The organism is Planococcus sp. CAU13, assembly GCF_000775575.1.
Lineage (GTDB): Bacteria > Bacillota > Bacilli > Bacillales_A > Planococcaceae > Planococcus.
In genome coordinates, this window is record NZ_JRGN01000027.1 from 1 (window position 1) to 10047 (window position 10047).

At 48.0% G+C, this 10047-nt stretch carries 12 protein-coding genes; 1 reads left to right on the plus strand and 11 read right to left on the minus strand.

What is annotated here, in order from left to right; genetic code table 11:
• Nucleotides 1-52: 52 nt before the first annotated feature.
• The 11 genes from KW93_RS00805 to KW93_RS00855 form a co-directional block, all read right to left on the minus strand.
• Nucleotides 53-892 (minus strand): DegV family protein, encoded by an 840-nt coding sequence (locus KW93_RS00805; protein ID WP_033541051.1) that lies wholly within the window; start codon nt 890-892, stop codon nt 53-55.
• A 69-nt stretch (nt 893-961) separates the two neighbouring features.
• Entirely contained in the window at nt 962-1591 is a 630-nt protein-coding gene (locus KW93_RS00810; protein ID WP_235318328.1) for a lysophospholipid acyltransferase family protein, read from the minus strand.
• 85 nt (nt 1592-1676) lie between these two features.
• Entirely contained in the window at nt 1677-2174 is a 498-nt protein-coding gene (locus KW93_RS00815; protein WP_033541053.1) for a dihydrofolate reductase, read from the minus strand.
• An 11-nt stretch (nt 2175-2185) separates the two neighbouring features.
• Complete coding sequence (locus KW93_RS00820; RefSeq protein ID WP_033541054.1) at nt 2186-3130, minus strand: thymidylate synthase; 945 nt, start codon at nt 3128-3130, stop codon at nt 2186-2188.
• A gap of 62 nt (nt 3131-3192) precedes the next feature.
• Complete coding sequence (locus tag KW93_RS00825) at nt 3193-3786, minus strand: YpjP family protein (RefSeq protein ID WP_033541055.1); 594 nt, start codon at nt 3784-3786, stop codon at nt 3193-3195.
• Nucleotides 3787-4040: 254 nt separating this feature from the next.
• The gene (locus KW93_RS00830) at nt 4041-4835 is read right to left on the minus strand and encodes a class I SAM-dependent methyltransferase (protein ID WP_033541056.1); all 795 of its coding nucleotides are present in this window, start codon (nt 4833-4835) and stop codon (nt 4041-4043) included.
• The gene (locus tag KW93_RS00835) at nt 4835-5269 is read right to left on the minus strand and encodes a BrxA/BrxB family bacilliredoxin (RefSeq protein ID WP_033541057.1); all 435 of its coding nucleotides are present in this window, start codon (nt 5267-5269) and stop codon (nt 4835-4837) included. The genes KW93_RS00830 and KW93_RS00835 overlap by 1 nt, the downstream gene beginning before the upstream one ends.
• A gap of 99 nt (nt 5270-5368) precedes the next feature.
• Nucleotides 5369-5668 (minus strand): hypothetical protein, encoded by a 300-nt coding sequence (locus KW93_RS00840; RefSeq protein ID WP_033541058.1) that lies wholly within the window; start codon nt 5666-5668, stop codon nt 5369-5371.
• A 164-nt stretch (nt 5669-5832) separates the two neighbouring features.
• The gene (locus KW93_RS00845; RefSeq protein WP_033541059.1) at nt 5833-6966 is read right to left on the minus strand and encodes a conserved virulence factor C family protein; all 1134 of its coding nucleotides are present in this window, start codon (nt 6964-6966) and stop codon (nt 5833-5835) included.
• 27 nt (nt 6967-6993) lie between these two features.
• A complete protein-coding gene (locus tag KW93_RS00850; protein ID WP_033541060.1) occupies nt 6994-8889 on the minus strand; it encodes an ABC-F family ATP-binding cassette domain-containing protein in 1896 nt (631 codons plus the stop codon).
• Nucleotides 8886-9521, minus strand: a complete 636-nt coding sequence (locus KW93_RS00855) for an HD domain-containing protein (RefSeq protein WP_033541061.1) — start codon at nt 9519-9521, stop codon at nt 8886-8888. The genes KW93_RS00850 and KW93_RS00855 overlap by 4 nt, the downstream gene beginning before the upstream one ends.
• Before the next feature lie 115 nt (nt 9522-9636).
• Here KW93_RS00855 and KW93_RS00860 point away from each other — a divergent pair, with 115 nt between their 5' ends.
• A complete protein-coding gene (locus tag KW93_RS00860) occupies nt 9637-9846 on the plus strand; it encodes a cold-shock protein (protein ID WP_033541062.1) in 210 nt (69 codons plus the stop codon).
• Nucleotides 9847-10047: the final 201 nt, after the last annotated feature.

Here is a 10047-nt window from a genome sequence, read left to right on the forward strand (position 1 = left end):
GCTGGTTCGCCTTATACCTGTCAGAGCTGACCAGGCGCTTCCGCTTTTCGATTTATTCAGTATAAAACATGAATCCGATTGCGCCGATCCCCGTATGGGTTGAAATGACCGGAGTCGTGAAATCAAATTTGGTATCCGTGAAACCGGAGTCGATTATACGCTGGCGCAGCGGTTCAGCCATGGCCAGGCCATTTGCATGCACAAGGCCCACTCCTTTGACGATCTTGCCTTTTGTACGTTCAATAAAATCTTCATACAGATAATCGACCACTTTTTTATGGCTGCGCGCCTTCGCGACCGGGGTATATTCTCCGTCATCAAGCGAGGCAATCGGTTTGATCTTCAGAAACGATCCAACCATCGCGCGGCCTTTGCCGATACGGCCGCCTTTGACCAAATTGTCCAAAGTGTCGACAACGACATATAATTTAGTATTGCGTCTGATTTCATCGACGCGCGCGACGATTTCTTCCATCGAGTTTCCATTTTTCGCCATACGGGCAGCTTCAATCACCTGGAAAGCAAGCGCATAGGAAATATAACGGGAATCAATGACTGTCACATCGGTATCCGTCAGTTCTGCAGCAGCGCGGGCGGATTCGACTGTACCGCTCATTCCGCCGGTCATATGGATGGATAAAACCTGGCCGCCGTCTTTGCCGAGCTCGTCGTAAAGTTCTTTAAACACACCGGGAGCCGGCTGTGAACTTTTCGGAAGTTCATCCGATTTTGCCATAAGCTCCAAAAATGGCTCCGGTTCAAGATCAACCCGGTCCAAATAGGTTTTATCCCCAATCTGGATGGATAACGGCACCATGTGCACATCCAATTCCTTCAATACTTCCTGGCGCAGATCCGAAGTCGAATCCGTTACTATGTGAATCCTTGACATGCCATCACTTCCTTCTTCTTTATATACCTTATTTCCTATTCTAAAAACATAAAGGATGCATGGCAACTATTAAGACTGCTCATCAAGCGCCTTTGCAATCATGCCATGGATAATGCGGATCGCCTCTTTTGAAGGCAGGGCGGCATACGTTTCAGGCAGAATCGGTTCGAGCACCTGCAGCGACACTTTAGCCGGTCTGATCTTATTATTGTTTTTCTCCATGATATCCGCTGTGCCTTTGATCGCAAGTGGTACTATCGGCGCTCCCGCATCAGCCGCGATGCGCATGAAACCTGCCTTAAACTCGCCGATGCCGGTGCCTTTGCTGCGTGTGCCTTCAGGAAAAATCAGGATGGAATGGCCTTCTTTTAATTTCTCTGCTGTATCCGAAATCGATTTCAGAGCACTTCTCCGATCGGTGCGGTCAATGAAGACACAATTCATATCTTCCATATAAACCGGTATGACCGGAAACTTTTTCACTTCTTTTTTCGAAATAAAACCAAAAGGCTTCGGGATGCTCGAAAGGATGACCGGTATGTCAAAATTCCCTTCGTGGTTGCTGACGAACAGAACCGGCCCAGCCGGCAGAACATCAAGGCCGGTGACCGCCACTCTGCTTCCGGTGCGTTTCATGATTTCCGAAGCCCATTTTTGGGGTTCTGTATGAATCAACCGATCATATTCTTCGATGGTCATTTGGGGCTTCTTTTTTTGAAAACTTCTCAGCTTCAGCGCCGCAACGGGCAGATAGCCGAAAAGAAAGGAAAAGGTTCTGATTGTGCTAAGCATCTGCCGTTTCTCCGCCTTTGCGATCAAATATCAAATAACTGAATGGCACACCGCCGGATTCAAGGCGTTCAGATTCGGAAGTAAGTTCCCAGCCTTCTCCGTAGTCAGGAAAGAATGTGTCTCCCTCGAATTCCTGATGGATCAATGTGATATAGAGGCGGTCCGCTTCAGGCAGCACCGTTCTGAAGATCTGTTCCCCTCCGATGATCATCACTTCCTCATGGACTTCCTGCGCCAGTTTAACAGCGTCTTCGATCGAATGGACGATGTCCGTCCCTTCAATCTTCAATTCCCTGTTGCGGCTCACAACAATATTGCGGCGCTTCGGGAGCGGACGGCCGATCGACTCGTACGTATTGCGGCCCATTACAATGCCTTTGCCGATCGTATGTTTTTTAAAATAAGCAAGATCTTCCGGTATATGCCACGGCAATTGATTGTTCCGTCCAATGACATGGTTGGGATCATGTGCCACCATCAATGAAATCATCATTCTACCTCCTAAACGGCGACTGGTGCCGAAATCCGCGGATGCGGGTCATAGCCTTCAATGCTGATATCGTTCAATGTCAGATCAAAAATCGATTCGACGTCTTCATTAATCTGGAGTACCGGCAATTTTTTCGGTGTCCGGCTGAGCTGTTCCTTCACCTGTTCAAGATGGTTCAGGTAAAGATGCGTATCTCCTGTCGTATGGACGAAGTCCCCGACTGCCAGGCCGCATTCGCGTGCTAACAAATGTGTCAGCAAGGCGTATGATGCAATATTAAAAGGAACACCCAAAAATACATCGGCGCTGCGCTGATAAAGCTGACACGATAATTTGCCGTCTGCCACATAGAATTGGAACATCGTATGGCATGGCGGCAAAGCCATATCTTCGACAAATTCCGGATTCCAGGCGGTCACGAGGTGCCGGCGGGAGTCCGGATTTTTTTTGATGGATTCAATCACATTTTTCAATTGGTCGATCGTTTCTCCGGTAGTAGTTTGCCATGAACGCCATTGTTTGCCGTAGACAGGTCCCAGGTCACCATATTTTTCAGCAAACGCTGCATCTTCAAGGATTTTTTTATGAAAAACCCCCATCTGTTCTTTGTAAAGAATGGCAAATTCGCCGTCTTTTTGAGCGCGTCGGCCGAAATCCGTCATATCGGGGCCATCGTATTCACTGCTCGACACCCATTGCCCGAATGCCCATTCATCCCAGATATGGTTATTCTCCGCAATCAACGCCCTGACATTGGTATCGCCCTTCAAAAACCACAGCAGTTCCGAAACGATCAGGCGAAAAGCGGTTTTTTTCGTCGTCATCAGCGGGAAACCTTCTGCAAGATTATAGCGCATCTGATAGCCGAAAATGCTCAGGGTGCCTGTACCGGTGCGGTCTTCTTTCTTTGCGCCGTTCTCAAGTATATGTTCACATAGATCCAAGTATTGTTTCATTATTTATTCGCCTCCATTATACGTTTAATCATAACAAAAAAACCGTTATAAATATAACGGTTTTACGAGAGCCATTTCGGCGGTGTGTTTTTCGACCAGTAAATATCGCCTAATGTGATGTGCTGCTGGAAATCATCATCCTCCAGATGGTAATGGAAATTGAAGTAATACCCTTCCTGCGGCTTCTTTTCCGTCCTTACATGGAAACGGATTTTATCCTTATTGGTTTCTGTGTCGTAAATATGAAATATCTTTTCGGAATGATCTCCCGAAGGCTTTTGCGAAATAGCCAGTCTGCGGAGACTGTCCGCATCCACCTGTGCCAGATGAAGATCGATTGCCTGCTGGATGTTCGGCAGGATTTCGTTTTTGAATTCATCTTCGATCACCGGGCCGATGCGCGAACCAAATTTGACGTACGCCTGTTCTTCGGCCGTCTGATGAATGGTCTCCAGTATGGAGGGATTGCTGTAATAGAATTCGGATGGATCCAGCCAATCATATGTAGTTTGAGTATTCGGACTTTTTCCGGCATGGGTTTTGAGTTCCGTCTTGTCTTCGAGCAGGTTTTCCCAAATGGTATGGTTCGGGGGAATCATGCCGAGAGTCAGGACAGCAACAGCGACCACCAGTGATTTATGCCACCAATTTTTCATCTCATTCACCTTCAATTTCGAACAATTTGTAAACATCTTTGTTTAATTATACGAATTAACATGGTAAAGGTTTCATCTTCTTGAAATTCATTGTACAATAAATACAGCAATTATGCGCTGTTTTTTTGAAAAGGAGGAATTTTTCATGGATGCTTCAATTCTGATCGGCCTAGGTCTCCTGCTCATGCTCGGGTATCTGACATCACTAAGCTTTACTGACTGATTTTCTCGTCAAAAAAATCCTCTCCTGGCTATCAGGAGAGGATTTTGTCATTATCCGTGAATTTGATGGCACCGTAGTGAAATTTTGTATTCGGCCGGACCCGCCGGGTAAATCCAAACCTCTCAAAATCTTCCGAGCGGAAATGGGCTTTCAGCACCACCGCTTTCACTGCGACTCTTTTCGCTTCCGCTATCCATTCCTCTGTCAGCTGGCCCATATTGGCTGCACTGCGCACCGGCGAGAAATTGGATGCTTCCTTTATTTCCTCCGTAAACATGGGATCCATATAAACGACATCGAAACTGCCGTCCACCAGCGTTTTCAAAAATTCGATGCAGTCCATCGGCATCACCTGTATCCTCTTCATGGCTCCAGTCAGATGCGGCATCGCCTGGTATCGCTGAAGCCCCTCCTGAATGATAAAAGCAATATTCGGGTTGCTCTCGCAGCCTACTACTTTTCCATCGGCCCCAACCCACTGCGATGCGGTTATGGCGTCGGAAGCCATGCCCAACGTGCAATCGAGGAAACTGTCTCCGGGCTGAAGACCCGACACTTCGATCAATGGATCCTGTGCCAATGGCCGTTTCGTCCGGAAAGCCGCTGAATTCGGATGAAAAAAGAACGGCTCCGCCTTACCCAATGGGTAAAGCTCCAGCCGTTCCTTCATCGCCACGATGACATCCGATTGTTCGTCCATATGCACAGTTTCGATCGACCGCTTATTGCGCTCGATGAATGTGATATCCAGCGTTTCGGCAATCCCCCGGGCTTCCGCAATGTTTTTTTCAGTTGGCCGGTATGCAGTCGTGACAATTGTTTTCATTATTCGGCGACCTGCTCGAGGGCCTGCACCAATTGATCGCGGATATGATCGACAGAATGGTCTTCGATCTGTTCGCGTGGAATGAAATGAGCAAGCTGCCCGTCTTTCAATACCGCGATCGACGGCGAAGAAGGAGGCACATCTTCAAAATAGCTGCGCATCTGCGCTGTCGCTTCTTTGTCCTGGCCGGCGAAAACGGTGACCAGATGATCAGGCTTCGCATCGGTGCTGTTCAGCGCTTCAATAACTCCTGGACGTGCCAGGCCGGCGGCGCAGCCGCAGACAGAGTTGATGACTGCAAGCGTGATGCCGGAAGCCTCAGTGACATGTTCGTTGACTTCATCCGGTGTCAGCAATTCTTTAAAACCGTGATCCGTCAATTCTTTGCGCATTGGTGTGACAATGCCTTTCATATACTCGTCGTATGCATTCATATATTTTACCACCTTAGTTTATAATGCCCTCACGTATCTTTAGGGAGTTCCCACTTTCATTCTAACGGAATACCGCGATGATTTCATTCAAAAGCGTTTTTAATATTTCGGATATTCATTATTGATGTAGCCGAGTATCGTTTCGAACTGGTCGGCCTCGTACCATTCATAGGGCACCTGCTGATCAACTTGGCCGTCTTCCTTGATTTTCAGGCTGGTCGCGGATAATTGCAGGATGCGCGTATCATCGATCTCACTTTCTTTGTCCATTATGGCATGCTGCCTGAAGCGCTCCAGTATTTTATTGAACAATTCATCCCTTGCAACTTCGTTTTTGAATTCCCACGACTCATATTTCCCCTGACAGATTATCTCTATCGAAAAGATATTTCCTTCCATTAAAAACCCCTCCTTGAATTAGCCTGTCTAAAATAATACTGTTTCAAAAGCTAATACCTCTTTCTGATTCCCGGGAAACATCGGCCATCGACAACCTGAAGTTTTGTTCCAATAAAAATAGCCAGCGGCATGGGAGCCGCTGGCTAAAAAACTGTCTTCAAAATTTATTTTTGATCTTTCATTGCCTGACGCGCTTCAGTCATCTGTTTCCAGACAGATCCTTCCGCTTCTTCACCTTGTTCAATTCTGGCAATCGCCATTTTTATCTGCAGCTTCACTTCAAATTCGGGATCGTCTTCTGCCTCTTTTAAAGCAGGCAGTGCCGCTTCAGTTCCTGTTTCATACAGGAACATCGCTGCACGCCAGCGGACAAGCTTGTTTTTGTCTTTCAGCGTTTCGATCATGATCGGTTCAAATTCTTCAAAGCCCAGATCACTGATGGTGTCGCCTGCCGTTCTCCGGACCGCCCAGCTTTTGTCTTTCATCGCCCGCTCGACATACGGAACAACCGCTTTATCTTCAATGTCTCCAAGATAGATGGCAGCCTGTCTGCGGATGGACATTTTCTCATCATCCAACGCAAGGCCCAGGAGCGGCAAATCTTCCACCTCGGCTTCAATCATCTGATCAAGCAGCTGGAATCGGATTTCCCATTCCGGCACATCGAATTCCTCCGGAGTCACTTTGCGTCCGCGTGACACTGCTTCTGTTTTTTCAGCATCTTTGGTCTGCGTCAGTGCATCGAGCCGCTCCTGTGGATAAGCCGCTTCGATTTCTTCGACCACGCTCCGGCCGATTTCATCTTTTTCACCGTAACGGACACCGTAATCTGCCCATTTGCGCTGAAGCAGGTAATTTTCTTCCGTCGGATCCATGACGATGTTCATCGCGGTCACGAAACGTTCCGGCATGCCAAACCGTTCTTCCGAGCTGTTGTCAAAAACTTTCACCTGAAGCGGAATACCTTTGAATTCCTGAACGTGGACATATACTTCGCCGTAATGTTCATCCAGCTCTATTTCGGGTTCACTGCTGCCACTGTCTTCTCCGAGTGCTTTTCTGACATCCGCCAGAATATTTTCCCACCCAAACTTGGCAATGCGCTCGACTGCGAGAAAATCCGCCACATGATAGACGCCTTTTACGCCTTCTATCGCCAGGATATTTTGGATTTCCTTTGGTGCTGTGTCCTGATTATCCCGATTGTAATTATGGCTTTTGCCAAACGGCAATTCCTGGTCTATTATGACTTTCATCGTGTTCGGGCTTGGTGTAGGTTCAATCGTTTTGATTTTCACAAAAAATCCCCCCTGAATTTATTCGGTTCAGACTTCCGCCAGTTCCTGAAGGTAGGTCCAGCGGTCAATTTTGGCGTCGTACTGTTTGGTCAGCTCATCGATTTCCTCGGTCAGCGTCCGCACTTTATCGTAATCCGCTCCGGCTGCCGCCATCTCTTTCTCAAGTTCTTCAATTTTAGACTCCAATGAAGAAATGTCTTCCAGAATCACGGCGTATTCCTGCTGTTCCTTGTAAGTCATTTTCTTTTTCGGTGCTGTTTTCGCTTCAGCTTTCGGCTTTTCCGGCGTCAACGCTTCAACCGGAATTTTATAGTCATGGGTTACTGGACTTTGCTTTTCTTTGATAAATTCCGAATAAAGCCCCTGGTATTCTTCGATGCGCCCTGTGCCCGTCGTCCACAGTTTATGCGCGATGCGGTCCAGGAAAAAGCGGTCATGCGAAATCATCAGCACGACACCGGGAAATTTCTCCAGGAAATCTTCAAGGACGCCGAGCGTCTGAATATCGAGATCATTTGTCGGCTCATCGAGCAGCAGGATGTTCGGCTGTTCCATCAGCAGTTTCAGCAGATACAGTCGTTTGCGTTCTCCGCCGGATAATTTGCCGATCTGCGTGCCGTGTGCGTTTGAAGGAAACAGGAAACGCTCGAGCATCTGCGTGGCAGACAGACGAACCCCTTTTTCCGCTTCATAGTCATTGGATATTTCCTGAATATATTCAATCATTCGCTGATTTTCGTTCATCTCCGGAAGATGCTGCGTGAAATGGGCGATTTTCACTGTGCTGCCGTATTCCAGTTTCCCTTCGGTCGGTTCGTAATCCCCTGCGATGAGTTTCATCAGCGTCGATTTGCCTGCACCATTCGGTCCGACGATGCCGATGCGGTCGCCGCCCTGAAGCAGGAAGTCAAATCCGCTGAAGATGTGCTTGTCGCCGAATGACATGCCGACATTCTGTCCTTCGATGATTTTCTTGCCGAGGCGCTGGCTCTGCATCGACAGTTCAAGCGATGTGTTGTCATTTTCTTTTTGGACATTTTCTTTTATTTCATCAAAGCGCTGGATTCTCGCTTTTTGTTTTGTCGAACGCGCTTTTGCCCCGCGGCGGATCCATTTCAGTTCCGAACGGAAACGGTTTTCAAGTTTCTGCTGCGACGCGGCAGCCATTTCTTCGCGCACGGCTCTGTTTTCCAGATAATCGCCGTAATTTCCTTTATGCGTATACATCGTCTGATCGGCAATTTCGAAGATATGTGTCGACACGGCGTCAAGGAAATACCGGTCATGCGTCACGAACAGCATAGCTGAATTCATTCGCAGCAATGTTTCCTGCAGCCATTCAGTGGAAATAGCATCCAGATGGTTCGTAGGCTCATCCAATAGAATAAGGTCAGCCGGCTCAATCAGGGCTTTGGCAAGTGCCACGCGTTTCCGCTGCCCGCCCGATAATTCACCGATCGGCTGGTCATACATATCAATGCCCAGTTTAGTAAGCGCCGTTTTGGCAAGCGCGTTGATGTCCCAGGCATTCTCGCGTTCCATGCCTTCCTGGATTTTCATCAGTTCTTCCTGCAGTTCCGTTGAACTGGAGTCGACCATCATGTTTTTCAGCGCTTCTTCATAGGAGCGGTTAAGCTGCAGGATCGGCGACTCGCCGGAGAAAACTGTTTCCAGCACAGTCAGCGTTTCATCGAATTCCGGCTCCTGCTTCAAATACGTGATTTCGTATTTTTTCGGATGATCCATCACAATCGAATCCGCTTCCATTTCTCCTGCAATAATCGACATGAGCGTCGACTTGCCCGTGCCGTTGACTCCGATCAGTCCGGCACGGTCTCCCGGGTACAATGAAAATTCTACATCTTTGAACAAGGTTTTTGCTCCGACCGTTTTGGTCAGTTTCGTAATATTTAAGTGGCTCATGCATTACCATCCGTTTCTTTTTTAAGTTGCTCTAAAAAGGATAGCATATATTGATGCCGTTCATCAGCTATTTGCTTTCCAGTCTCCGTGGTCATGCGCTCTTTCAGCAGCAGCAGTTTTTCGTAAAAATGAGTTGCGCTGCTTGTAGGCTTGCTGCGGTATTCCTCTTCGGTCATCTTTTTTCTCGGTTCTTCGCCCCAATCATATAATTTGCGGCCTCTCGAACCGCCGAATGCGAACGTCCGGGCAATCCCAACTGCACCGATCGCATCCAGCCGGTCGGCATCCTGTACGATTTTCGCTTCCATAGTCGCCGGTGCTTCACCATTGCCGCCTCCAAATGAAACCTGCCGGATGATATCGGTTATCTTGTTGCGCTGATCCTCCGGCAGCTCAAGCGACTGAAGAATATCCATTTCGGGGTTTTCGTCATGCCGTTTGTATTTCGGGTCCGATACGTCATGCAGCAGAATGGCAAGCTCGACAAGAAAGCGGTCAGCCGGCTCCTTTTCCATTATCTTTTCGGCATTGCTGAGAACCCGTTCGATGTGCTGCCAGTCATGGCTCGAATCGAATGTGTCATAAACCGCTTTTACCTGAGTCCTGCATTTCTCGATAATCTGTTGTGTCATATGTCCGCTCCTTTGTGAAATTGACGGTTCCCTAGGGTTCGTGTATAGTATAAGCCATCCATTATTACTATCTTAATGGTACCACGAAAGTACTCAATACCAAGGGGGAACGTGCATGCACCAGGGAACAGTTAAATGGTTTAACGCGGAAAAGGGTTATGGTTTTATTGAGTATAACGATGGCGATGACGTGTTCGTCCATTTTACAGGGATTGTTGGTGAGGGTTTTCGCACCCTGCAGGAAGGCAAACCCGTCTCATTCGAGATTATTGATGGAAATCGTGGTCCACAGGCTGCCAATGTAATCCAGCTCGACGCAGAATAATTCAATTTATATAAGAACAGCAAAAAGCAGAAACGGACAATCCCGTTTCTGCTTTTTTATATTGTAGAGAAAGCTAGACTTCTATCATCATTTCGCGTCAGACGGACGCTTTCCGCGGGGAGCTGCCTGAGCCTCCTCGTTCGCTGCGCTCCCTGTGGGGTCTCAGGACTAGCTTCGCTCCGGCGCAAGCGCCGTCACTGC